This window comes from Bradyrhizobium manausense (assembly GCF_018130615.1).
Classification (GTDB): Bacteria; Pseudomonadota; Alphaproteobacteria; order Rhizobiales; family Xanthobacteraceae; genus Bradyrhizobium; species Bradyrhizobium manausense_A.
Map to the genome: position 1 here is coordinate 389,392 of NZ_JAFCKB010000004.1, position 22,760 is coordinate 412,151.

The 22,760-nt window shown below is 62.3% G+C and carries 23 protein-coding genes, 2 pseudogenes and 1 riboswitch; of the genes and pseudogenes, 17 read left to right on the forward strand and 8 right to left on the reverse strand.

Annotation, left to right across the window (positions count from 1 at the left end; all coding sequences use genetic code 11):
• Positions 1–129 precede the first annotated feature (129 nt).
• Positions 130–1,344 carry an NADP-dependent isocitrate dehydrogenase gene (locus JQ587_RS10865; RefSeq protein ID WP_212303000.1) on the forward strand — a complete coding sequence of 405 codons (1,215 nt, stop codon included), beginning with the start codon at positions 130–132 and terminating at the stop codon, positions 1,342–1,344.
• 106 nt (positions 1,345–1,450) lie between these two features.
• A complete protein-coding gene (locus tag JQ587_RS10870; RefSeq protein ID WP_212425285.1) occupies positions 1,451–1,978 on the forward strand; it encodes a DUF3455 domain-containing protein in 528 nt (175 codons plus the stop codon).
• 4 nt (positions 1,979–1,982) lie between these two features.
• Here the strand turns inward: JQ587_RS10870 and JQ587_RS10875 are convergent, their stop codons facing one another.
• A complete protein-coding gene (locus JQ587_RS10875) occupies positions 1,983–3,212 on the reverse strand; it encodes a cyclic nucleotide-gated ion channel (RefSeq protein ID WP_212425286.1) in 1,230 nt (409 codons plus the stop codon).
• 5 nt (positions 3,213–3,217) lie between these two features.
• The gene (gene alaS / locus JQ587_RS10880) at positions 3,218–5,899 is read right to left on the reverse strand and encodes an alanine--tRNA ligase (protein WP_212425287.1); all 2,682 of its coding nucleotides are present in this window, start codon (positions 5,897–5,899) and stop codon (positions 3,218–3,220) included.
• A 223-nt stretch (positions 5,900–6,122) separates the two neighbouring features.
• Positions 6,123–6,213: riboswitch (glycine riboswitch) on the forward strand.
• A gap of 145 nt (positions 6,214–6,358) precedes the next feature.
• Here alaS and gcvT point away from each other — a divergent pair.
• From gcvT to gcvP, 3 genes are all read left to right on the forward strand, one after another.
• Positions 6,359–7,507, forward strand: a complete 1,149-nt coding sequence (gene gcvT / locus JQ587_RS10885) for a glycine cleavage system aminomethyltransferase GcvT (protein WP_212425288.1) — start codon at positions 6,359–6,361, stop codon at positions 7,505–7,507.
• Between the two features lie 9 nt (positions 7,508–7,516).
• Complete coding sequence (gcvH, locus tag JQ587_RS10890; RefSeq protein ID WP_212302995.1) at positions 7,517–7,885, forward strand: glycine cleavage system protein GcvH; 369 nt, start codon at positions 7,517–7,519, stop codon at positions 7,883–7,885.
• Positions 7,886–8,026: 141 nt separating this feature from the next.
• A complete protein-coding gene (gene gcvP, locus JQ587_RS10895; protein WP_212425344.1) occupies positions 8,027–10,891 on the forward strand; it encodes an aminomethyl-transferring glycine dehydrogenase in 2,865 nt (954 codons plus the stop codon).
• A gap of 109 nt (positions 10,892–11,000) precedes the next feature.
• Here gcvP and JQ587_RS10900 read toward each other — a convergent pair whose 3' ends face one another.
• Positions 11,001–11,735, reverse strand: a complete 735-nt coding sequence (locus JQ587_RS10900) for a hypothetical protein (protein ID WP_212425289.1) — start codon at positions 11,733–11,735, stop codon at positions 11,001–11,003.
• 52 nt (positions 11,736–11,787) lie between these two features.
• Here JQ587_RS10900 and JQ587_RS10905 point away from each other — a divergent pair, with 52 nt between their 5' ends.
• The gene (locus tag JQ587_RS10905; protein WP_212425290.1) at positions 11,788–12,048 is read left to right on the forward strand and encodes a hypothetical protein; all 261 of its coding nucleotides are present in this window, start codon (positions 11,788–11,790) and stop codon (positions 12,046–12,048) included.
• A 607-nt stretch (positions 12,049–12,655) separates the two neighbouring features.
• Here the strand turns inward: JQ587_RS10905 and JQ587_RS10910 are convergent.
• Positions 12,656–13,087, reverse strand: a complete 432-nt coding sequence (locus tag JQ587_RS10910) for a hypothetical protein (RefSeq protein ID WP_212425291.1) — start codon at positions 13,085–13,087, stop codon at positions 12,656–12,658.
• A gap of 353 nt (positions 13,088–13,440) precedes the next feature.
• The gene (recA, locus tag JQ587_RS10915) at positions 13,441–14,529 is read right to left on the reverse strand and encodes a recombinase RecA (protein ID WP_212302993.1); all 1,089 of its coding nucleotides are present in this window, start codon (positions 14,527–14,529) and stop codon (positions 13,441–13,443) included.
• 237 nt (positions 14,530–14,766) lie between these two features.
• Here recA and JQ587_RS10920 point away from each other — a divergent pair, with 237 nt between their 5' ends.
• The 8 genes and pseudogenes from JQ587_RS10920 to JQ587_RS10940 all read left to right on the forward strand — a co-directional run bounded on the left by JQ587_RS10920 (position 14,767) and on the right by JQ587_RS10940 (position 18,616).
• On the forward strand, positions 14,767–15,051 hold the full coding sequence (locus tag JQ587_RS10920) for a hypothetical protein (RefSeq protein WP_212425292.1): 285 nt from the start codon (positions 14,767–14,769) through the stop codon (positions 15,049–15,051).
• A 128-nt stretch (positions 15,052–15,179) separates the two neighbouring features.
• Positions 15,180–15,585, forward strand: a pseudogene (locus JQ587_RS37155) (transposase); the annotation flags it as partial.
• Between the two features lie 71 nt (positions 15,586–15,656).
• The gene (locus JQ587_RS10925; RefSeq protein WP_212425293.1) at positions 15,657–16,145 is read left to right on the forward strand and encodes a Panacea domain-containing protein; all 489 of its coding nucleotides are present in this window, start codon (positions 15,657–15,659) and stop codon (positions 16,143–16,145) included.
• Positions 16,111–16,521 carry a hypothetical protein gene (locus JQ587_RS10930; protein ID WP_212425294.1) on the forward strand — a complete coding sequence of 137 codons (411 nt, stop codon included), beginning with the start codon at positions 16,111–16,113 and terminating at the stop codon, positions 16,519–16,521. The genes JQ587_RS10925 and JQ587_RS10930 overlap by 35 nt, the downstream gene beginning before the upstream one ends.
• 503 nt (positions 16,522–17,024) lie before the next feature.
• A pseudogene (locus JQ587_RS36665) lies at positions 17,025–17,498 on the forward strand (transposase); the annotation flags it as partial.
• Positions 17,499–17,552: 54 nt separating this feature from the next.
• The gene (locus JQ587_RS10935; RefSeq protein ID WP_212425295.1) at positions 17,553–18,026 is read left to right on the forward strand and encodes a hypothetical protein; all 474 of its coding nucleotides are present in this window, start codon (positions 17,553–17,555) and stop codon (positions 18,024–18,026) included.
• Between the two features lie 219 nt (positions 18,027–18,245).
• Complete coding sequence (locus JQ587_RS36670; RefSeq protein ID WP_249148905.1) at positions 18,246–18,452, forward strand: hypothetical protein; 207 nt, start codon at positions 18,246–18,248, stop codon at positions 18,450–18,452.
• Positions 18,410–18,616 carry a hypothetical protein gene (locus JQ587_RS10940; RefSeq protein WP_212425346.1) on the forward strand — a complete coding sequence of 69 codons (207 nt, stop codon included), beginning with the start codon at positions 18,410–18,412 and terminating at the stop codon, positions 18,614–18,616. Before JQ587_RS36670 ends, JQ587_RS10940 begins: the two co-directional genes overlap by 43 nt.
• 994 nt (positions 18,617–19,610) lie before the next feature.
• On the opposite strand, the gene JQ587_RS10945 is transcribed toward JQ587_RS10940, so the two are convergent.
• Positions 19,611–19,790 (reverse strand): hypothetical protein, encoded by a 180-nt coding sequence (locus JQ587_RS10945; protein WP_212425296.1) that lies wholly within the window; start codon positions 19,788–19,790, stop codon positions 19,611–19,613.
• A gap of 215 nt (positions 19,791–20,005) precedes the next feature.
• On the opposite strand from JQ587_RS10945, the gene JQ587_RS10950 reads away from it, so the two are divergent.
• Both JQ587_RS10950 and JQ587_RS10955 read left to right on the forward strand, forming a co-directional pair.
• Entirely contained in the window at positions 20,006–20,173 is a 168-nt protein-coding gene (locus JQ587_RS10950) for a hypothetical protein (protein WP_212425297.1), read from the forward strand.
• A 914-nt stretch (positions 20,174–21,087) separates the two neighbouring features.
• Entirely contained in the window at positions 21,088–21,303 is a 216-nt protein-coding gene (locus JQ587_RS10955; RefSeq protein WP_212302990.1) for a hypothetical protein, read from the forward strand.
• Here JQ587_RS10955 and JQ587_RS10960 read toward each other — a convergent pair.
• Both JQ587_RS10960 and JQ587_RS10965 read right to left on the reverse strand, forming a co-directional pair.
• Positions 21,300–21,542 (reverse strand): hypothetical protein, encoded by a 243-nt coding sequence (locus tag JQ587_RS10960; protein WP_212302989.1) that lies wholly within the window; start codon positions 21,540–21,542, stop codon positions 21,300–21,302. The genes JQ587_RS10955 and JQ587_RS10960 overlap by 4 nt on opposite strands.
• 99 nt (positions 21,543–21,641) lie before the next feature.
• Entirely contained in the window at positions 21,642–21,938 is a 297-nt protein-coding gene (locus JQ587_RS10965) for a lysozyme inhibitor LprI family protein (protein ID WP_212425298.1), read from the reverse strand.
• Between the two features lie 348 nt (positions 21,939–22,286).
• Between JQ587_RS10965 and JQ587_RS10970 the strand changes: the two genes are divergently transcribed.
• Positions 22,287–22,751 carry a PaaI family thioesterase gene (locus tag JQ587_RS10970; protein WP_212425299.1) on the forward strand — a complete coding sequence of 155 codons (465 nt, stop codon included), beginning with the start codon at positions 22,287–22,289 and terminating at the stop codon, positions 22,749–22,751.
• Positions 22,752–22,760 lie beyond the last annotated feature (9 nt).

The window sequence follows — 22,760 nt, forward strand, 5'->3', positions numbered from 1 at the left end:
TCTCGGCGGAAAGATGGGCTTAAAGTGCATAACCGCTCCGCTTTCGCCCGCCCCCGGGCGGTGCTATAGCGCGGGTTAATTTCCACCGCCGCCGTCAAAAGCGCCGTTCCCAAGAGGGCATCTCCGATCATGGCAAAAATCAAGGTATCCAATCCCGTCGTCGAGCTCGATGGCGACGAGATGACCCGGATCATCTGGCAGTACATCAAGGACAAGCTGATCAACCCCTTCCTGGATGTCGAGCTGCAATATTTCGACCTGGGCATGGAGTACCGCGACCACACCAACGATCAGGTGACCATCGACGCTGCCGAGGCGATCAAGAAGGTCGGCGTCGGCGTCAAGTGCGCCACCATTACCCCGGACGAGGCCCGGGTGAAGGAGTTCAACCTCAAGCAGATGTGGAAGTCGCCGAACGGCACCATCCGCAACATTCTCGGCGGCTGTATCTTCCGCGAGCCGATCATCTGCAAGAACGTGCCGCGCCTGGTTCCCGGCTGGACCAAGCCGATCATCATCGGCCGCCACGCCTATGGCGACCAGTACCGCGCCACCGACATCAAGTTTCCGGGCAAGGGTACCCTCTCGCTGAAGTTCGTCGGCGAGGACGGCACCGTGATCGAGAAGGAAGTGTTCAAGGCTCCAGGCGCCGGCGTCGCCATGGAGATGTACAATCTCGACGACTCCATCATCGACTTCGCCCGCGCCTCGTTCAACTACGGCCTGCTGCGCGGCTATCCGGTCTATCTCTCGACCAAGAACACGATTCTGAAGGTCTATGACGGCCGCTTCAAGGACATCTTCCAGGAGATCTTCGACAAGGAGTTCAAGAAGGAGTTCGACGCCAAGGGCCTGACCTACGAGCACCGCCTGATCGACGACATGGTCGCCTCGGCGCTGAAGTGGTCCGGCGGCTACGTCTGGGCCTGTAAGAACTATGACGGCGACGTGCAGTCCGACACCGTCGCGCAGGGCTACGGCTCGCTCGGCCTGATGACCTCGGTGCTGCTCACCCCCGACGGCAAGACGGTGGAAGCCGAAGCCGCCCACGGCACGGTGACCCGCCACTACCGCGAGCACCAGAAGGGCAAGGAGACCTCGACCAACTCGATCGCGTCGATCTTCGCCTGGACCCGTGGCCTGTCGCACCGCGCCAAGCTCGACAACAATGCCGAGCTCGCCAAGTTCGCGACCACGCTGGAGAAGGTCTGCGTCGATACGGTCGAAGAAGGCTACATGACCAAGGACCTCGCGCTGCTGGTCGGCGCCGACCAGCGCTGGCTGTCGACCACCGGCTTCCTCGACAAGGTCGCTGACAACCTCGTGAAGGCGATGGCGGCCTAAGCTGCCATCCGCATTTCCGCCCGACTGGGCCAGACATCATCACGGGCCGCGTCTTTGAGCGCGGCCCGTTCTTTTTTATGAGAGCCCTTCGCGGAGAGATGCGACCATGTCGACCAAGCTTGCCGTCCCCTGTCTGATGTTGCTCGCGGCCATGATCGGGCCGGCCGCTGCCGCGGAGACCGCGGTTGATGCCCCTCGCGGGGGAATCCGGCTCGTCGGCAACCCCGACACCATTGAGCGCCCAGTCGTGACCCTGAACGCTCAAGGCGCTCAGGTTTATGAATGCAAAGCGACTGCAGACGGCAAACTCGCCTGGAGCTTCCGGGAGCCAATCGCAACGCTAATCGAGAACGGTAAGACCGTAGGACGGCACTACGCCGGCCCGAACTGGGAACTCCAAGATGGGAGCGCGGTGACAGCCAAGGTCCTTGGCAGCACCGGCGGGACCGAGAGCGACATCCCTTGGCTAAAGCTCGAGGTCACCGCCCACCGCGGCAACGGGACGCTTTCCGAAGTCACCACCGTCCAGCGCATCAATACCCATGGCGGCAAGCTCGACGGCGCGTGCGACAAGGCCGGCGAGTTCAAGAGCGCGCCCTACTCGGCCGAATATGTCTTCCTGAAGAAGGGCTGACCGGTCAGCGGCCGTCGCCCTCGCGCTCCCCTTGCGCAAGCTCCGCAGGGGCCAGATCGCCGCCGGTCTCCTCCAGCCGCGCCTTGGCCGTCCTGTGGACATGCGCTGCGAGCGTCGGCATGCGCGCGATCAGGGCATGAAAATCCTGGGCATCGAGCACGAGCAGCCGGGTCTTGCGCGTCGCGGTCACGGTGCCGCTCCGCTTCGTTTTATGCAGCAGCGCGATCTCGCCGAAGAAGGTGCCGTCGGCGAGCCGCACATGCTGGCTCGGCAGCGCGATCTCGACCTCGCCGGCGGTGATGAAATACATCGACGATGCCGCATCGCCCCGCCGCACCAGGATCTCGCCCTGCTCGACGGTGCGGGCGCGCAGGAGCCGCATGATGTCGGCGATCTCCGCAGCCGACAGATGCGAGAACAGCGGCACGCGCGCCAGCATGCCCCAGGTCACGACGAAGTCGCGCCGCTTCACCTCTTCGGCAAAGGCGGTCGAGATGATCGCGACCGGCAGCGCGATCATGGCGAAGCCGCTGATGATGGTGAAGACGGAGATGATCTTTCCGAGCGCCGTCACCGGCACGACGTCGCCATAGCCGACGGTGCCGAGCGTCACGATCGCCCACCACATCGCCTGCGGGATGGTGCCAAGCTTGTCCGGCTGCACGTCGCGCTCGATTGCGTAGAGCAGCGAGGCGAACGTCAGGACCGCGCCGGCCAGGATGACGAGGCAGCCGATCAACGCGCGCCGCTCGGCATGCACAGCCGCGAGCAGCGAGCGCATCGCCGGCGAGTATCGTATCAGCTTGAAGAATGGCAGCACACCGAGTGCGGCCAGCGTCGCGTGCCGGCCGGTGGTCAGCACGACCGCAGCGGGCAGAAATGCCATGAGGTCGATGATGCCGAGCGCCGAAAAAGCGTAGCCGAGCCGGTCGGCGAGCGCCGAGGCCTTGCGCGGCGTGTGGCCCGCCACCGTCCAGAGACGCGCGGCATATTCCAGCGCGAACACGATCACGCAGAGGATGGTGATGCCCGAGAACAGCACGCCGAATTGCGCATCCAGCTCCGGCACCGAGGCGAGCACCATCGCGACCACATTGAGCACGATGACGCCGATGATGATCTGGATGAAGCGCGACCCGATCGAGTAGGCGAGCGGATCGTGCTCCAGCAATTCATAGAGGCGATCCCTCAAATTGGGATCACGAAGCCCACGTCCTCGCGGAACGAGGCGCACGGCGCTTACGCAGCCCCCATCGCTTTTTCGATCGCCGTCAGCGCCTCGGACGCCTTGGCACCATCAGGGCCGCCGGCCTGCGCCATGTCGGGCCGGCCGCCGCCGCCCTTGCCGCCGAGTGCCTCGGAGGCGACGCGCACCAGGTTCACGGCATTGAAGCGCGCGGTGAGATCGGCGGTGACGCCGACCACGACGCCGGCCTTGCCGTCCTCGGTGACGCCGACGATGGCGACCACGCCGGAGCCGATCTGCTTCTTGCCGTCGTCGGCGAGGCTCTTGAGATCCTTCATCTCGATGCCCTCGACCGCACGCGCCATCAGCTTGACGCCGCCGGCCTCGCGCACGCCGCTCGCTGCGCCATTGCTGCCGGCGGCCGCGCCGCCACCCATCGCGAGCTTCTTGCGGGCATCGGAGAGCTCGCGCTCGAGCTTCTTGCGCTCCTCCATCAGCGCGGTAATGCGCGCCGGGACGTCGTCGAGGGACGTGCGCAACTCGCTTGCCGCGGTCTTGGCCAGCGCCATGGTCTCGTTGGCGTGCCGGCGCGCGTAGTTGCCGGTCAGCGCCTCGATACGGCGCACGCCGGAGGCGACCGCGCTCTCGCCGGTCAGCGTGATCAGGCCGATATCGCCGGTGCGCCGCACATGCGTGCCGCCGCAAAGCTCGACCGACCAGCCGAGCGCGTTGGCGCCGCGCTCGCGCGCGGTCTTGCCCATCGAGACGACGCGGACCTCGTCGCCATATTTCTCGCCGAACAGCGCGCGCGCCCCCGCCTCGCGCGCCTCGTCGACGCCCATCACGCGGGTCGTGACCTCGTCGTTCTCCAGCACCACGTCGTTGGCGATGTCCTCGACGCGGGCGAGCTCTTCCGCCGTGATCGGCTTCGGATGCACGAAGTCGAAGCGCAGACGATCCGGCGCCACCATCGAGCCGCGCTGGGCGATGTGGTCGCCGAGCACCTGGCGCAGCGCCTCGTGGATGAGATGCGTCGCCGAGTGATGCGCGCGGATCGAGGAGCGCCGTGAATGATCGACCTCGAGCTGCAGCGCGGTGCCGACCTTCAGCTCGCCGCTCTCGACGGTGCCGACGTGCACGAAGAAATCGCCGAGCTTCTTCTGCGTGTCGGTGACGCGGAACTTGATACCGCCCTCGCCGATCAAAACGCCGGTGTCGCCGACCTGGCCGCCGGACTCCGCATAGAACGGCGTCTGGTTCAGCAGAAGCGCGCCGGTGTCGCCGGCCTTGAGGTGAGCCACTTCCTGCCCGTCCTTGACCAGCGCGGATACCACGCCCTCGGCGCTCTCGGTCTCGTAGCCCAGGAATTCGGTGGCCCCGAGCTTCTCGCGCAGCGGGAACCAGATCGCCTCGGAGGCCGCTTCGCCCGACCCTTTCCAGGACTCGCGCGCCTTGGCCTTCTGCCGCTCCATCGCGTCGGTGAACGCGGCCTGGTCGACGCCGATGCCGCGCGATTTCAGCGCGTCCTGCGTCAGGTCGAGCGGGAAGCCGTAGGTGTCGTACAGCGTGAAGGCGACGTCGCCGTCGAACATGTCGCCCTTCTTCAGGGACGCCGACTTCTCGTCGAGAATGGCCAAGCCGCGCGACAGCGTCTTGCGGAAGCGGGTCTCTTCCAGCCGCAGCGTTTCCTCGATCAGGTTTTCCGCGCGCATCAAATCGGGATAGGCCTGGCCCATCTCGCGGACCAGCGCCCAGACCAGGCGATGCATCAGCGGCTCCTTGGCACCGAGGAGCTGCGCATGGCGCATCGCGCGGCGCATGATCCGGCGCAGCACGTAGCCGCGGCCCTCGTTCGAGGGCAGCACGCCGTCCGCGACCAGGAAGGCCGAGGAACGCAGATGGTCGGCGATGACGCGGAACGAGGCGACGGTCTGCTCGTTCGGCCCGCTGCCGAGCGCGGACGACGTCGCGTCGATCAGATGGCGGAACAGATCGGTCTCGAACACGCTGTCGACGCCCTGCATGATGCAGGCCATGCGCTCGAGGCCCATGCCGGTGTCGATCGAGGGACGCGGCAGATCCACGCGCTCCTCCTTCGTCACCTGCTCGTACTGCATGAACACGAGATTCCAGAATTCGAGGAAGCGGTCGCCGTCCTCTTCCGGCGAGCCCGGAGGACCGCCCCAGATGTGACCGCCGCGATCGATGAAGATCTCCGAGCACGGGCCGCACGGGCCGGTGTCGCCCATCGCCCAGAAATTGTCCGAGGTCGGGATGCGGATGATGCGGTCGTCGGAGAAGCCGGCGATCTTCTTCCAGAGCCCGTGCGCCTCGTCGTCGGTGTGGTAGACGGTGACGAGCAGCTTGTCCTTGTTGAGCCCAAAGTCCTTCGTGATCAGCTTCCAGGCCAGCTCGATCGCGCGCTCCTTGAAATAGTCGCCGAACGAGAAATTGCCGAGCATCTCGAAGAAGGTGAGATGGCGCGCGGTGTAGCCGACATTGTCGAGGTCGTTGTGCTTGCCGCCGGCGCGCACGCATTTCTGCGACGTGGTGGCGCGCTGATAGGGCCGCTTCTCGACGCCGGTAAAGACGTTCTTGAACTGCACCATGCCGGCATTGGTGAACATCAACGTCGGATCGTTGCGCGGCACCAATGGCGAGGACGACACGATCTCGTGGCCGTTCTCGGCAAAGAAGTTCAGAAAGGTCGACCTGATCTCGTTGACGCCGCTCATGTTCATCCAATCGGGTGTGCTTGGACCCGCTTTCCTGCCATCCAAACCGCCAGTTTGGGCTGATATCTGCGGATCAAAGCGCTTTTAGACAAGGCCAGCTTCGCTGTCCAGAAACTGTGCAAGGAGATCAGAGGGTTGCCGCAGGCGCGTAATCCCGTTGGAAAGCTGCAAAGGGCGCGTTGACAGGCTTGGCTGGCCTGTGGTCTGTACCCATCTGTATCGTACGGCCACGTCGGGAGAGACCGGCTACAGCTAGCCGGCGCCGAAGGAGCAACCGCCCCGGAAACTCTCAGGCAAAAGGACCGCGTGGCTTTGACGACATCTGGAAAGAGGCGCTGACGGGCTTGAGGTCCGGACTGCGTCCGCCGACGGGATAATACTCTCAGGCACAGCGACAGATGGGGCTTCGACTGGATCCATCGGGGAATCGTCCCCGGGGAACCGCCGAGGGCCCCTGTGATGCCTGCGCGTGACGACAAAGACTCCCTGAAACGTACCCCCCTCTACGACCTTCACGTGTCGCTCGGCGGCAAGATGGTGCCGTTCGCGGGCTATGACATGCCCGTGCAATACCCCGCGGGCGTGCTGAAAGAGCACCTCCATACCCGCAGCCAGGCCGGCCTGTTCGACGTCTCGCATATGGGCCAGATCGCGCTGCGGCCGAAGTCGGGCAAGGTTGAGGATGCCGCCCGCGCGCTGGAACGGCTGGTGCCGCAGGACATCGTGGCAATTGCGCCGGGCCGGCAGCGCTATGCCCAGTTCACCAATGCCGATGGCGGCATTCTGGACGATCTGATGGTCGCCAATTTCGGCGATCATTTGTTCCTGGTGGTCAACGCCGCCTGCAAGGCCGAGGACGAGGCGCATCTGCGCGCGAATCTCTCCGACGACTGCATTATCGATTCGCTCGCCGATCGCGCGCTGATCGCGCTGCAGGGCCCGAAGGCCGAAACGGCGCTGGCCAAATTGTGTGCAGCGGCGCCCGCCATGAAGTTCATGGATGCCGGCCCGCACGAGGTCGCCGGCCTCGCCTGCTTCGTCTCGCGCTCGGGCTATACCGGCGAGGACGGGTTCGAGATTTCGGTCCCCGCTGGCGATGCCGAGCGCCTCGCCAAAACGCTGCTCGAAAACCCCGACGTGATGCCGATCGGCCTCGGCGCCCGTGACAGCCTGCGGCTGGAAGCCGGGCTCTGTCTCTACGGCCACGACATCGACACCGCGACCACGCCGGTCGAGGCCGCGCTGGAATGGTCGGTGCAGAAGAGCCGCCGCACCGGCGGCGCCCGCGCCGGCGGTTTTCCCGGCGCCGAAAAAATCCTCGCTCATTTCGACAACGGCGCATCGCGCCGCCGCGTCGGTCTCCGCACTGAGGGCCGCGCCCCGGTGCGCGAGGGCGCGCTGCTGTTTGCCGATAGCGCGGGCGGCGCGCCGATTGGCAAGGTCACCTCGGGCGGTTTTGGCCCGAGCCTGAATGCGCCGGTTGCGATGGGCTACGTGCCCGCGAGCCTGAGCGCGCTCGATACGAAACTCTTCGCGGAGGTGCGCGGCCAATTTCTGCCGCTCACCGTCGCCGCCATGCCCTTCGTGAAAAACACCTACAAACGCTGAGGATCGAAAATGACCACGACGCTGTACACTTCCGACCATGAATGGCTGGCGATCGAGGGCGATGTCGCCACCGTCGGCATCACCGATTACGCGCAGTCGCAGCTCGGCGACGTCGTGTTCGTCGAACTGCCCAAGATCGGCCGCACCCTGAAGAAGGCGGAAGCCGCCGCCGTCGTGGAATCGGTGAAGGCCGCCTCCGACGTCTACGCGCCGATCTCCGGCGACGTGCTCGAGACCAACGAGGCGCTCGCCGCAGAGCCTGCGCTGGTGAACTCGGATGCGCAAGGCAAGGCCTGGTTCTTCAAGATCAAGATTGCCGACAAGAGCGAACTCGGCGGCCTGATGGATGAAGCCGCCTACAAGGCACATACGGCGTGAGATGACGAGAGATCGAGCCACATCGTCATGGCCGGGCTTGTCCCGGCCATCCACGTCTCTCTCTCGGCACGAAGAACGTGGATGCCCGGGACAAGCCCGGGCATGACGGCGACGACAGAAGACTCAAAGCGAGGACCCATGATGACCGCGCACCGCAAATCCAATGGCGAAACCACCTCTTTCGTTCGCCGCCACATCGGCCCCTCCGCGCGCGATGTCACCGCAATGCTCGAGGCGGTCGGCGCCAAAAGCGTCGACGCGCTGATGGCGGAGACGCTGCCGGCCTCGATCCGGCAGGCCGCCCCGCTCGATCTCGGAAAGCCCTTGAGCGAGACCGAGGCGATCGCGCATATGGCAGAGCTCGCCCGCCAGAACCAGGTTTTCACCTCGCTGATCGGCCAAGGCTATTCCGGCACGGTCTTGCCGGCGGTGATCCAGCGCAACATCCTGGAGAACCCGGCCTGGTACACGGCCTACACGCCCTATCAGCCCGAGATCAGCCAGGGCCGGCTGGAAGCGCTGTTCAACTTCCAGACCATGATCTGCGACCTTACCGGGCTCGACGTCGCCAACGCCTCGCTCCTCGATGAGGCCACCGCTGCGGCTGAAGCCATGGCGCTCGCCGAGCGGCATTCGCAGGTCAAGGCAAAAGCCTTCTTCGTCGACAAGGACGTGCATCCGCAGACGCTGGCCGTGATGCGCACCCGCGCCGAGCCGCTGGGCTGGAATTTGATCGTCGGCGATCCCCTCACCGATCTCGCGAAGTGTGACGTGCTCGGCGCACTGCTGCAATATCCCGGTTCTTCGGGCGCGGTGCGCGACCTCCGGCCCGTGGTCGCGGCGCTGAAGGCCAAGGGCGCGCTCGCGATCGTTGCCGCCGATCTGCTGGCGCTGACCCTGCTCGCCTCGCCCGGCGAGCTCGGCGCCGACATTGCAATCGGCTCCGCCCAGCGCTTCGGCGTGCCGATGGGCTATGGCGGGCCGCACGCGGCCTATATGGCGGTGCGCGATGCGCTGAAGCGCTCGCTGCCGGGCCGCATCGTCGGCCTCTCCGTGGATTCCCGCGGGATGCCGGCCTATCGCCTCGCGCTGCAGACCCGCGAGCAACACATCCGCCGCGAGAAGGCGACCTCCAACATCTGCACCGCGCAGGTGCTGCTCGCCGTGATCGCCTCCATGTACGCGGTCTATCACGGCCCCGAAGGCCTTGCGCAGATCGCCCGCACTGTCCATCGCCGTGCCGCCGTGCTCGCCGCGGGCTTGCGCAAGCTCGGCTTTGCGCCGCAATCCGAAACCTTCTTCGACACGCTCAGCGTCGATGCCGGCGCCAAGCGCGCCGAGATCATCGCACGCGCAGCGGCCGAGAAGATCAATCTCGGCGTTGGCGAAGCTGCGCTCCGCATCGCGCTCGACGAGACCACCACGCCCGCGACCGTCGAAGCCGTCTGGCGCGCCTTCGGCGGCACGCTCGCTTACGCCGAGATCGACGCCACCACGCGCGAGGCCCTGCCCGACGCGCTGAAGCGCGCGACCGCCTTCCTGACCCATCCCGTATTCCACGCGCATCGCTCGGAGACCGAGATGCTGCGCTACATGCGCAAGCTCAGCGATCGCGACCTCGCGCTCGACCGCGCGATGATTCCGCTCGGCTCCTGCACCATGAAGCTGAACGCGACCACCGAGATGATGCCGCTGACCTGGCCGGAGTTCGCCTCGCTGCACCCGTTCGCCCCACGCGAGCAGGCCCAGGGCTATCACGCGCTGTTCGCGCGGCTGGAAAAGTGGCTGTGCGACATCACCGGCTATGACGCGATCTCGCTGCAGCCGAATTCCGGCGCGCAAGGCGAATACGCCGGCCTGCTCGCGATCCGCGGCTATCATGCCGCGCGCGGAGAAAGCCACCGCAAGATCTGCCTGATCCCCTCCTCCGCCCACGGCACCAACCCGGCCTCGGCCGCGATGGTCGGCATGGACGTGGTGGTGGTCGCCTGCGAGAAGAACGGCGACGTCGACGTCAATGATCTCCGCGCCAAGGCGCAAGTGCATGCGAAAGACCTCGCCGCGGTCATGATCACCTATCCCTCGACGCATGGTGTGTTCGAGGAGCACATTCGCGAGATCTGCGACATCGTGCATGGCCATGGCGGCCAGGTGTATCTCGACGGCGCCAACCTCAATGCGCAGGTCGGCCTTAGCAGGCCCGGCGACTACGGCGCCGACGTCAGCCATCTCAATCTGCACAAGACCTTCTGCATCCCGCACGGCGGCGGCGGCCCCGGCATGGGCCCGATCGGCGTCAAGGCGCATCTCGCCCCGTTCCTCCCCGGTCATCCCGCGACGCAAGCTGATGCGCCGGTGGGGCCGGTGTCGGCCGCGCCGTTCGGCTCGGCCTCGATCCTCACCATCTCCTACATCTACATCCTGATGATGGGCGGCGAAGGCTTGAAGCGCGCGACCGAGATCGCGATCCTCAACGCCAACTACGTCGCAGCCAGGCTCGATGCGCACTTCCCGGTGCTCTACAAGAATGCCAAGGGCCGCGTCGCCCATGAATGCATCGTCGATCCCCGTCCGCTCAAGACGACGTCCGGCGTCACCGTCGACGACATCGCCAAGCGCCTGATCGACTACGGCTTCCACGCGCCGACCATGAGCTTCCCGGTGCCGGGCACGCTGATGATCGAGCCGACGGAGTCGGAATCGAAGGCCGAGCTGGATCGCTTCTGCGACGCCATGATTGCGATCCGCAAGGAGATCGCCGAGGTCGAGGCCGGCCGCTTCAAGATCGAAGCATCGCCGCTGCGTCACGCCCCGCACACCGTGCACGACATCGCGGACGACGACTGGAAGCGCGCCTACGCCCGCAGTGAAGGCTGCTTCCCCGCGGGCACCTCGCGCACCGACAAATATTGGTGCCCGGTGGGCCGCGTCGACAACGTCTATGGCGACCGCAACCTGGTGTGCTCGTGCCCGCCGGTGAGTGATTACGCGGAAGCCGCGGAGTAAGGGATCAGAGTGGGTTAGACCGCGGCCGCGCGAAGCGCAGTCGCGGTGCTGTCCTGTTTCCGACCTAAGTGACCGATCTTAAGAACGGGAGTGGCCTGATTTGAGATCGCTAGGTTTTCTTGAGCAGGCTTGGTTTGGGGCTCACGGTTTCCCACAGGCTTGCGATTTGCCTACATGCACCTCTGATGTCGCGAAGACGAACCGCATTGTCAGCAGCCGGTCCAATTCTCTCACCGAGACGAACGTCTGCCACGAAGCAAAGATCGCGGTCCGGAACGCCCATTGCGCCGTCCTGAGCTTCCAGAAGGAGTTGCTGCATAGCCACCATGTAGCGCGCCATCTCGCGGCGGATTTCCCCTCGCCGCTGCCGAGTTTCCGGTCGCTTGCCACCAGCCGGATCGGGGGCCTTCGCGACCCTCAGGATGGCTGCCCCAACCCGGCTCCGGCCGCCGCCGCCACCGACTATGAAATCGGGACGAACTGAAACCATGACCCCCTCAATCTCGATTGCCCCGAAGGTTGGTGCCGCGCTGAGAGCCATCGAGCGCATGCCCAGTGCGTTCTCATTCCGCTCGAACAAATCGATGATTTCGAGACACCGGAGGGCTTCATCCCGCTGCTTCGGCATGATACCGGGCGCCTCAGATTTTATGGTTAACGTGTCCTTAACTCGAAGCAGAGTGTCCTGCGAACGTCGAGGATCTTGGTTGTATGCCCGAAGCGCTCTCACGGCCTCGCCATTGGCGGTCACGATGGGCGGACGGGAGTACTTGCTGTCATGCAAGATGTTCTGTTGCCCATCCGGGCGCAGGATCAAATACTCGGCGAGAGCCGCAGCCGACATGCGCGGTTCGCGACGTTCGCGGACCGAAGGATGAAGTGCAGGAGACGAAGGCATGGATGAAGACCTATCTGTTGCAATCGACAACCACAAAACATTGTGGCTCACTGAGATTTCCCGCGTCACCTTTGAAGACCAAGCTCTTGACGATCTTGGGGGTGATGGTGGCGTCTTTGTCGTATTGGAAGATAGCGCTGAGGGGACGTTTGAAGTCCTTGCCAAGGCTACTTCAATTTGGTCTGGCGAATCACTCTTAAACCTATTTGCCAATGCGTTGCGTAAAGCGCCACACCTAACTTTGGTTTCTCAATCCTGACGCGGCAGAAGGCGTTTGCCTCTTAGGATGTCGTCCGAACAAGCCCGCGACATCGACGGTGCGCTCTCTGTAGAGCCTGCGTTGTCAACGGAAACGCCGCCAGATTGGCGCCGAATATTCGGGGTAATTCAGGACGGCAAATCTTAGGCTTCATTCTCGTCGTCGCCGAAATCTGCAGCTACGCGCTTTTCTATGACTTGCATTTCGATTGCTCGGACGATTCCGTTTTCAACGAATCGCCGTATCACGCCGGCCCGCCCGGTGCCGTACCCGCCGATCTTACCGAGCTCGTCGAGGTACTCCACGATGACGGGGGGCAACCTCACATTTACAACTGGACTTGCCATGACCTCACTGTATGCGGCCTGTATGTCAAATGGGAGTCAATTGACATACAGCCCTAAACGTGAGAGATTCAAATCGACTCCTAAGCGCAACGTGGGCTTAGAATGTCGAAGGGCGACCTGCTTGTGACAGGCCGCCCCTCAGTCCAAGTCTTTGGCGGACGACCCCGATAAACAGTCGGCGTCGTCCGCTCCTGCTTTTGGGGTCGCGTTCCCCAAAACTCTCTGCCGCGGGCGAGACAGCGCGGCAATTCCTCAGTCAATCACGAATTGGCGTCATGCTCTTCGTCTCTTGACGGAGCGCCACCTAAATCGTCTGACGTAACGACCAATGCCCCGTCGATCATGTATCTGCCATGACCAACGCGAACCGCCCTTTGCTTTCGCCACAAATAGTTCAGCGCGTCAGCAATGGCTTTTGCAGTAGTCGAAATTCCCTCTGCTCCAACCGCTTTCTTAACATCGTCGATCGTCACTTCTTGTCCACGAGGGACAAGCTTGAGGATCGTGGCGAGAACTTCGCGCGGGCGAGCCTGGGAAGATGATGGGAAAAGCTTGGTGCGAACACGTTCCTGCATCTCAGGAGAAAGTTCGCCTAGGAAGGTCTTGACCGCGGCAACGATCTCTTCCGCGCGCGCGTCGTCCGACACGTCCTTCGCGGCTGAGTTATCGTTGATTTTCGCAGCGGGGCTCATGCGATCTATATCGCACAGATGCCCTCGTGAGTCTCGAAGATTCTCTGACTCAGACTTCTGATATCCCCACTCCCCACAGGTAGCAACCAGGAACCTAGCTTGGCACCACATATGGGTGTGGACGAATCGAAAGCGCGAATAACGACTCTGAATCAGAAGCGATACGGAAAGTACACTGACCTAGTCCTCCACAGTCAATTGCGGTGACCTGCTCTAAATCCGCGGCTGGCCTATTTGGGCCACTACACACGCCTCATGTCCGAGCCCCCATACCCAAAAAGAAACGGGCACTGACGACGTCGGCAACTCAACGTCCTCAGCGCCCGCTCCTCGCGAAACTCTACTGGTACGGCTTACTCGTCCGCCGGCTCCTCGCCGTCGGCGTCGCTCTCGGGCGTGCCGGCCAAAATCTGCTCGGAGATCAGGCCGGAGTTCTGGCGGATCGCGGTTTCGATCTTGGCGGTGATGTCGGGATTGGCCTTCAGGAACGCTTTCGAGTTCTCGCGGCCCTGGCCGAGACGCTGGCTGTCATAGGAGAACCAGGCGCCGGACTTCTCGACGATACCGGCCTTGACGCCGAGATCGAGGATCTCGCCCATCTTGGAGACGCCCTCGCCGTACATGATGTCGAACTCGACCTGCTTGAACGGCGGTGCCAGCTTGTTCTTCACCACCTTGACACGGGTGGTGTTGCCGACCACTTCGTCGCGCTCCTTGATCGCGCCGATGCGGCGGATATCGAGGCGGACGGAAGCATAAAACTTCAGTGCGTTGCCGCCGGTCGTGGTTTCGGGCGAGCCGTACATCACACCGATCTTCATGCGGATCTGGTTGATGAAGATCACCATGGTGTTGGATTTGTTGATCGAGGCCGTGAGCTTGCGCAGCGCCTGGCTCATCAGGCGGGCCTGCAGGCCCGGCAGCGCATCGCCCATCTCGCCTTCGAGCTCGGCCTTCGGCACCAGCGCCGCAACCGAATCGACCACCAGCACGTCCACCGCACCCGAGCGCACCAGCGTGTCGCAGATTTCCAGCGCCTGCTCGCCGGTGTCGGGCTGGGAGATCAGGAGCTCGTCGATATTGACGCCGAGCTTGCGGGCATAGACCGGGTCGAGCGCGTGCTCGGCGTCGATGAAGGCGCAGATGCCGCCCTTCTTCTGCGCTTCCGCCACCGTGTGCAGCGCCAGCGTGGTCTTGCCTGAGGATTCCGGCCCGTAGATCTCGACGATACGCCCCTTGGGCAGGCCGCCGATGCCGAGCGCGATATCGAGCCCGAGCGAGCCGGAGGACACCGCCTCGATGTCCATCGAACGGTCGTTCTTGCCGAGCTTCATCACCGAGCCCTTGCCGAACTGGCGCTCGATCTGGGAGAGCGCGGCAGCCAGAGCTTTACTCTTGTCCATGGAAGATCCTTCGACGATACGCAGGGCAGTGGTGGACATTGGGTCGTGCTCCTTATGGCGAGGATTCGGGTGCGGGACAAACGGTTGGCGCGGCGGGTCGTCGATAAAAGCAATGTACACGATCTGTTCCATGTTCGCAATATGTTCTTTTGGGAATTCCCGAGTGTCCTAAGTTGAATTTGGGGGTGTCCTAATTTCCGAAGTTGAACCTTGGAGCCTCCGTCACGGTTCCCCATCTGTGTTGAAGCTGGGAGCGTGACAGAAGGAAACGGTCCAATGAGCAATATGTGGGGGCGCTCTGGCGCCCCGATGATTCAGCCCACCAAGGACGAGCTTCGGCAGTGGTTGCATGAAGCCCGTGAGGAAGCAGACACCGAGCGCGGACGGCGAGTTCAAGCTGAGCACGAGCTAAAGCTCGCAAGACGAAAGCTGGGGCGCCTGGTACTTGAAGGCAAGATCGCTATCCCCGCCGAGCAACTCGGGGAGATCGTTCTTCGGATGGCCGAAGCCGACGAGATTGAGGCTGAGGACCGTGAAAGAAGGCTTCTAGCTCAAGACTGAAATCGAAGAAGCCGCCACAGTTGGCGGCCTCTTTCATTTAGACATCCCGCTGCGAAGCCCGGTCACTGAAGGTCGGTTGCACATATTATCCACACAATTCACAGCTGAATGTTTGCCAACCCCTCATCGGCAAACATTTTGTTTGCTCTCCTATCCGCGACGCCTTCAACGGACGCACCTCGCATGGCGTGATCGTAAAGACCTACAGCGTGGTCAACCTGGCTGTAAAAGATGCGGCGCGGCGCTACAGCCCGGCCGAAGTAGTATCAGTAGAGCGCGAGGTAGTAAGCGGCATCCCGGGCCACATCTCGACCAGCTACGTGGAGCGCCAGAACCTGACCCTGCCTGTACGTGTCCCACTACAACCTCTGCCGGGTCCATGAGGCTCTGCGGACCACGCCAGCGGTCGCGCTGGGCATTGTTGATCGCGTCTGGACGATTGGGGATTTGATTGATGCGGTGCTGCCGCAGGAGCCGAACCGGCCTATTCGGGTAAAGCGAAGCTTCCGCGTAATCGAGGGCGGCAAGAAGTGAGGTAAGGTCTTGATTGTATTACACTTACCTAAAGTATTGAAAAATAAAGAGGAATCTATTATATTCGTGCTATGAGCGCAACTTCACAGGTTTATAGTTCCCGTTCGATTGCCAACTATTTGTTGGAGCAATGTGGCGCGCGCGGTGGTCTGGACCCCCTCCAAACCATTAAACTGACGTACATTGCTCACGGCTTTCATCTTGGCTTTTATGACGACCCGCTGATTGAGGATGACGTCGAAGCTTGGAAGTACGGACCTGTTGTTAGGCCCGTCTACTCGATGGTTCCCTACGGCAGTTCAAAGGTTACGCAGCCAATTACTCTTGAGCGCCCCAATCTCACTGCCCGGGATAAGGGTTTGGTTGATGCAATCATCCAAAACTATTCCGGGCTGAGCGGCTTGTATCTCTCAAGCCTGACTCATCAACAGGGGACACCTTGGGCGATCACTTGGCAGAGGTTCGGCCAAAATGCCGTCATTCCTCGTGAACTAATTCGCGAGCACTACAAGCGGGTGATTGCTGGTGGAAGCGCAGCCGTCGGCACTCTCGGGCTCTGATCCCGTCCCTAATGTCCCGCCACCGCCGCCAGCGAACGGCGGTGGGGATGATTCTTTCGCACGAAAAGAAGCGGATTTTCTCAATCGTAAGGGCGAGTCACTAACCACCTGGGCTGCCGCGAACAAAATTCGCCGCGACGAATTTCTGCGCCACTGCTTCTTCTACGGAATATCCGTCCTGATTATTCTTGCCGTGATCCTGTTCGGATCAACCCTGTGCATATGGGTTTGGCACCTAGTCGCACCAGACAAATGGCGATGGCTCTCCGCGTCAGAACTGGAAAAGGTCCAAGTGTTGGTCTTTAGCGGTGCGGCTAGTTCGCTGGCGACGGTGCTCGGTAAGCGCATACTTGGTACGGACGATCCAAAACCGTAGTGTTCTAATCCCCCTCCGCGACTGTCCTAATTAGGACAGCACCGAGAAACTGGGTACTGGCGTGTTTCCGACGTCAGTGGCCTAGTTTTGATTTTGGGAGTGGCCTGATTTGTTTGGCCAGACTGTCGGTATTCGACGCCAGGGCTGATCTGCTAGGGTCTTGTCGCCTCTGCAATAAGAGAGATGCATGGCGTATCTATTTTGTCCGGCGTGCGGTCGTTGGAAAAGACGCGACAAATGCCCCGATTGCGGCGTCGTTACACGGTCCAGTTGGAAGGATATCCTCGCAGAACTTCATATCCAGCTAGCCTTTTGCGCGCTTGGGCTTCTCACATGTTGGTTATTCGGGTTTCGGTAGGCCGCCGCTGTTGGTGGCCTCTCTCACTTCGGATCCACGCTTTCAAACGAATAGGTGAGCTTAGTTGTCATGGCGGCGGGGCGAGCGTTCCGCGCGCGCTGTGGTGACTACATGCCGCCCTCTCCCTTGTAGATCAGGTCTCAGCGCCGTCCGCGATGCCTTCGGCCCGAACGCATCGCATGGCGTCATCGAAAAGACCTACAGCGTAACCAACCTCGCCAAGGATGCCGTCACCCGCTACAGCCCGGCTCAAGTAGTAGCGGTAAGCCGTGACGTAGTATCAGGCGACCCGGAGCAGTACGTCTCGACCAGCTACGTCGAGCGCCAGAACCTCACGCTGCGTATGGCGTCACGTCGGTTCACGCGATTGACGAACGGCTTTAGCAAGAAGCTAGACAACCATATTGCGGCCGTCGCGCTTTAAGTCGCGCACTACAATCTGTGCCGTGTCCATGAAGTCCTTCGCATGACACCAGCGAAAGCGCTGGGGCTCGCCGACAAGACTTGGACCGTTGGTCAGCTTGTTGACTCTGCGCTCTCTGTGGCCCCCGCACTGCCCACTGAGACCCCGCCAGATCGGCGCCGGAAGTTCACGGTAATTCAGGGCGGCAAGCAATAGCGTCACCCTCATAATTGCGATAGCCTCCCCCTACAACTAGGGGGAGGCTCCATTATGGCTGCTGGGGAAATCGCCGCCGCTGTTACAGGCATTCGCGCGGCGCTCGATATCACGAAGGCAATGGTAGGTTTGCGCGACGCTGAGGCGTTTCGCGCCAAGTCCATTGAGCTTCAAGGTGTCGTCTTGGACGCTTTCGAGAAGGCTATTGAGGCCCGCGAGGCGTATTCGGTGCAAGCTGATCGCATACGCGCACTTGAAACAGAAGTGGCTGATTTGAAAACATGGGACGCTGAGAAGCAGAAGTATGAATTGAAGCCAATCGGGCAGGCGAGCATGGCTCGCATTCTGAAGCCAGATGCACGCGGCACCGAACATCCGCATTGGCTTTGTCCAAATTGCTTCGAGCGTGGAAAGAAAACGCTTCTTCACAACTCGAATAGGATCGAGCGGGGCCACCTCCTTGTTGCCTGCAATGAATGCAAGCTTACCCTTCCTGTGAACCGGGATGTCACCGACTGGGCTGATTGACACTGGCCTATTTCGCATCTGCGAGTGGCCTATTTCGGCCAGTACCATTGGGTTGGGCGCTGACCTTGGCCGGCACCAGAATTTGGGCGCTGCCCGCATCTGCCGCCAAGTGTCCCAAGTTGAAGTGTTCACTTTGGAACTGAAGCCGCCCCGCCTGCATATTAAGCTTCGCAGATACTCGAACCCAACGGTTAGGACCCGGAGCCACGAGGTTGCGTCATGTCGAAACGCCGCCGTTTCAAACAGACCCTTTCGCTTGAAGACCGCCTTGCCCAAGAAGCCGAACGCCTCCGAGAAAAGGCCAAATCCCTCCCCCCAGGCCCTCAGCGTGAGGATGCCCTCCGCAAAGCCAGACAGGCTGAAACCGGCGCTCACATGAGCGAGTGGCTGAGATCGCCCGGCTTGCAGCCACCAGAGTCGTTCTAGCAACCAAAGCCGCCGAAGCCGAAGCGATGCAAACACTGACCGGGATCGCCAAGGAATCCGTCTTCAAAGGCGAGCGGCCAGATCTGGCTGTGGAAGTACGCTCGACGACTGCACGGTTGTTCCGCGTTTCCATCATCGCTCGGAACGCGAGCACCAAGCAATAAGGCCGCCTCCGTTGGCGGCCTCCCTCATTTGGGTCCACGCATTCAAGTGAATCTGTGGACTTCGTTTCAATGTCCTCGCTCCGCCCCTGCAGATGTCTCTCTCCGGGACATGAACCTTGGCACGCGCTGTGCAGACTAATCCCTGCCGGGGTTTTGCATCCATCCCCCCGGGGCTGGAAAGCCGCCGTCCGCGATAGATTTAAGCGGGCGGCGTTTTTGCTCCATCCCCCGTCAATTTCTCAGTGTCCTAATTTCCCGGAATCGCCGTCCGAATTAGAACTGCACCGGAATTGGGGTGCTGTCCGCATTTGACCCGAGGTGTCCCGGTCCGGTGGTTAGCGGATTGTGGCCGCGATATGGTTCCCCGGTTGGAACAACAACTTTAAGGGGGCGACCAATGAAAATTGCGACTGCTCTTGGAATTGTATTTCTGGCGTTTTCTTTTTCGTCTGCCTTTTCATCTGCCTTCTCATCTGCCTTGGCCCAAACGCAATCGTGCAGCGCTCGGGCCGCTGAAGCGCAGATAACCTGCAAGGGCATGGGTTTTGACCTACAGCGATGCAATACGACCATCGCGGCTAGGTTGGCTCATTGCCGAGCCACTGGATGCTGGGTGACAACTACCGACAAATGCGGCTTCACGAAAAAATAAGCCATCAAGGCGGCGCGACAAACGGCGCGGGGGCGAAGAGAAAGGTTGCCCATCTGGCCGACAGACCGGTGATCTGATCGGCCTTCACGGACGCACAAAAAAGGCCCCAGCTCGCAGGGTTGGGGACATGAGCCGGGGCCATTTGGGGTCTGCCCTTTGGGCAAAGGGCACCGGGAAAACTCGGCAATCCAGCAATTGTTCCAAACCCCAAAAGCAAAGAGCCACTGCTTTGAACAGCGGCCCTTCCGGGTTTCAAATTTTTCGAAATGAAGTTCCTTATTGCCTCCCCGGAGTTTCCGGTTTTTCCCGACTCTCGACCATGATTGTCGGGTTGCGCCCGCCTCAATTGGCGGAGGCCGGGCGCTTCGCATCCCCCAGAATCAGCAGCGCCAGAGGCGCCAGGGGACCGACCGCGACGGCAATCCATAGCCACCTTCGCGGCGGCCTGTTGCGCTCGCGCGCCATGGCGCCTGCGAGCGGGATCGCCCCAATCGAGACAATGACGAAAAGCCAGAAGCCCATGGCCATCTCCGCTGTGACGCGGCAGGATAGCATGAAAGCAACCAGCGGCCCCGCCCTCCGCAAATGTGAGGCGATGCTTCTTCGTCGAAGATGATGCGCATCAACGTCCCGAAGCGATGCCGCCGTCATAATTTCGCAATCCTTCGGCACTGAACTTTTCCGCGGCCGTCGCGCTTTCCTTCGGGGAGTGGGCTGTCGCAATGGGGAATCGGATCATGACGGAAAACACGCAGCACGATGCCGGCAGGCGCAATTCCCTGCTCCAGGCGGCGCTCGAGGAAATGGCGAAGTTCGAGCGCAGGGAAAGCGAGTTCCGCAAGAAGGATCGCGCGGAGCGTGCCGCCGATCTGCGCCTGCCCCTGGACGAGATCAAGGTGCACTAGGAAAGGCGAGCCGGATCCGGCCGTTGCCTACTGTGCATGGGGTTGTTTTACGTCTTTGCCGGGATGCGCCGCTGCGGCCCGCCCCGTTCCCCGCTACATCAGCGCCAGCAGTACGATTCCGATCACCAACACCACGAAGCCAGCCGCCGTCGCGGCGGCGAATGACCGCTCTACCTTATCCATGATGCCACCCCGCTTTCGGCGCGCCACGTATCCCCCATGGCTTCGCCGTGCGTGCAAAGTGTCGCCAACGGATGTGTCCTAAATTGTGCGGGGCGATGTCTGAATTGGGACGTGAGAGCGCCTCCCAACGTCGCCGCAAGCCACGCACAAGCTTGCGTAAGGCGCCCGTCAGCCGGATGCTCTAGCGTTGCTTTGCCCGGTGGACCAACGCCGGGCCTCCATACCCAGTCGACCCCGCTCTCCGCCGAGCGGGGTCTTCTGTTTTGGGCGGCCGAACGACGAGGCCGCCGAACCACGACGACCAGATTCCAACACGCCCCGTCAGGCTGTCGTAAGCTGAGAAGGCTACGGTCGTTCCGCTATGGTGTTGCAGCCCAGCACCTCAGCCTCCAATAACCTCCTGCCCCGCCCGGCTCTCCCCTGGCGGGGTTTTTTCTTGTGCGATGGCGTGGACCCATGGCCAGCGCTCCGCGTATCTCTTCCGTGGTTCTCCGACCATGAACAGAGTTCCTGGCCGGGGTGTTTGCGCGGTTCGGGCAGCGGTTCCATACGCGTGAAGACGCATCCGCCGGTTCCATCTTTCGGAATCCGAGTTCGCTTGTTTCGAGCTGGGCGCGCTTACTGAATTCCGATGAACTATCCTCGACTTAACGGCAAATTTTGCTTGTCGATGGAATATTCCGAACCCCAACATGTTGTCCGACATGGCAAGGTGAATCGTGGAGGTGACCATGAATCACAGGGGCGTTGAGTTCACGGTTGCAAAGACGGCAGTCCCGGGCGTCTGGCAATGGCAGTTCCGGATCGGCGACGAGATCAAGTCAGGAAAGACCGAGACGAAGATCGACCTGTTGGCGATCCGTCGGGTGCAGTTGCGCATCGATCGGGAGCTGAAGGCCATCGGCCACGGCCTGACGCGTCGGGTTGAACGGCCGGACCGGGGCTAGTCGGCGCTGGGCAGCCGCCGCATGGTGAATTCGATATCGCCGCCGGGCAGTTCGCGCCAAGTCTCGACTTCGCTCATATAACCGGCCTTGGGGTAGCGCGCGAAGAAGGCCTGCGCCCTTGCCCGCGCCGCGGCGCGCGGCAGGGTGAAGCTCTCACGCAGATAGCCGTCACCGGCTTTGGCGGCCGGCTTGCGCCGGCGCGCCATCCGCTCGGCGAGGTCCCGCGGACGATCCGCCATATCTTGCCTCCTCAACGCAACACTGCGAGGAAATGTAGGATCAGGGCCCGGCGAAGGGGAGTCCCGCCGGAGGCGTCATCCGCCTCCGCGGAAGCGCGGTCAATTGGCCGCCGTGCCGGCCTTGGGCTTCTTGGGCGTGCCGGTGGCGGCCGAAGTCTTCGACGCCGGTTGCTTCGGCGGGTCGGCGCGCATTCCGCCCCAGGGATCGCTGGAGGCCTTGGCGTCCGGAATCTTCTTCAGCGTTTCCTTGTAGGCCTTCTCGCGCGCGGCATCCGCGGCTTTCTCGTCCTCGGACTTGGGCGGGCCATCCGCCATCAGATTGATATGGGGCGACTCCTGCGCGAAGGCCGGTCCAGCCACCAGCGCCAGCACCGCTGCCATACGGAAAACCTTCATCACTCACTCCTTGATCATCGATAGGGGGCGCGGATACCACATCCTGTCCGTCTTCGCAGCGCCAGGCGCCGCGTCAATCCGCTAGAGCCGATCCGATCTGCACGATTTCGGCCCGTGGAGCCAGTCCTCCCAGACCGGGCCGCATCTGGTGCAACCGCTCAGCGCCAAACCAAGCGCAGCCAGGCAAATGACAAGGACACTTCGACGCAACATCGTCCACCCGCTCCCGAGCGAGCATCATATCGGGCGAAGTCGGGCATTTTCAAGCCGACGGATCCCCGTGACTTTGCCGCGCCCAAGCGGGCAGAATGAGCGAAACATCCGGCAACACGGGAGGGAAAGACAGCAATGCCATCGCAGCCAGACACCGAGTTTGGGATCACTGAGGCCAGACGCATACTCGGCGAGGTCTTTGCGCCCTGGATCCAGGATCTCAACCTCTCCGTGGAGCGCATCGAGCACGTGCCGCCCCCCGATGCGCAGGACTGGCAACCGGGCGCGCTGCTCCGCATGCCGTTCTCCGAGCGGTTGTGCCGCAATGGCGGCGTGGTCTGCGGTCAGGCGCTGATGGCACTGGCCGATACCGCGATGGTGATCGCCAACCTTGCCGCCAACCGCGGCTATCGTCCGATGACGACGGTGGACCAGACCACGCATTTCATGCGCGCGGTCTCCTCATCGGACGTGCTCGCCGATGCCCGCGTGGTGCGGCTCGGACGCACCATGAGCTTTGGCCGCGTCACCCTGCTCTCCGCCGCCGACAACAAGCAGATCGCGATGGTGTCGAGCGCATTCGCCATGCTGCCCGGCTGAGCGTCATCC

Coding starts and splice junctions, on each gene's coding strand:
- JQ587_RS10865 (WP_212303000.1), top strand. CDS start 130: ATGGCAAAAATCAAGGTATCCAATCCCGTCGTCGAGCTCGATGGCGAC.
- JQ587_RS10870 (WP_212425285.1), top strand. CDS start 1,451: ATGTCGACCAAGCTTGCCGTCCCCTGTCTGATGTTGCTCGCGGCCATG.
- alaS (WP_212425287.1), bottom strand. CDS start 5,899: ATGAGCGGCGTCAACGAGATCAGGTCGACCTTTCTGAACTTCTTTGCC.
- gcvT (WP_212425288.1), top strand. CDS start 6,359: ATGCCTGCGCGTGACGACAAAGACTCCCTGAAACGTACCCCCCTCTAC.
- gcvH (WP_212302995.1), top strand. CDS start 7,517: ATGACCACGACGCTGTACACTTCCGACCATGAATGGCTGGCGATCGAG.
- gcvP (WP_212425344.1), top strand. CDS start 8,027: ATGACCGCGCACCGCAAATCCAATGGCGAAACCACCTCTTTCGTTCGC.
- JQ587_RS10900 (WP_212425289.1), bottom strand. CDS start 11,735: ATGTCGGCTGCGGCTCTCGCCGAGTATTTGATCCTGCGCCCGGATGGG.
- JQ587_RS10905 (WP_212425290.1), top strand. CDS start 11,788: ATGGATGAAGACCTATCTGTTGCAATCGACAACCACAAAACATTGTGG.
- JQ587_RS10910 (WP_212425291.1), bottom strand. CDS start 13,087: ATGAGCCCCGCTGCGAAAATCAACGATAACTCAGCCGCGAAGGACGTG.
- recA (WP_212302993.1), bottom strand. CDS start 14,529: ATGTCCACCACTGCCCTGCGTATCGTCGAAGGATCTTCCATGGACAAG.
- JQ587_RS10920 (WP_212425292.1), top strand. CDS start 14,767: ATGAGCAATATGTGGGGGCGCTCTGGCGCCCCGATGATTCAGCCCACC.
- JQ587_RS10925 (WP_212425293.1), top strand. CDS start 15,657: ATGAGCGCAACTTCACAGGTTTATAGTTCCCGTTCGATTGCCAACTAT.
- JQ587_RS10935 (WP_212425295.1), top strand. CDS start 17,553: ATGGCTGCTGGGGAAATCGCCGCCGCTGTTACAGGCATTCGCGCGGCG.
- JQ587_RS36670 (WP_249148905.1), top strand. CDS start 18,246: ATGTCGAAACGCCGCCGTTTCAAACAGACCCTTTCGCTTGAAGACCGC.
- JQ587_RS10945 (WP_212425296.1), bottom strand. CDS start 19,790: ATGGGCTTCTGGCTTTTCGTCATTGTCTCGATTGGGGCGATCCCGCTC.
- JQ587_RS10950 (WP_212425297.1), top strand. CDS start 20,006: ATGACGGAAAACACGCAGCACGATGCCGGCAGGCGCAATTCCCTGCTC.
- JQ587_RS10955 (WP_212302990.1), top strand. CDS start 21,088: ATGAATCACAGGGGCGTTGAGTTCACGGTTGCAAAGACGGCAGTCCCG.
- JQ587_RS10960 (WP_212302989.1), bottom strand. CDS start 21,542: ATGGCGGATCGTCCGCGGGACCTCGCCGAGCGGATGGCGCGCCGGCGC.
- JQ587_RS10965 (WP_212425298.1), bottom strand. CDS start 21,938: ATGAAGGTTTTCCGTATGGCAGCGGTGCTGGCGCTGGTGGCTGGACCG.
- JQ587_RS10970 (WP_212425299.1), top strand. CDS start 22,287: ATGCCATCGCAGCCAGACACCGAGTTTGGGATCACTGAGGCCAGACGC.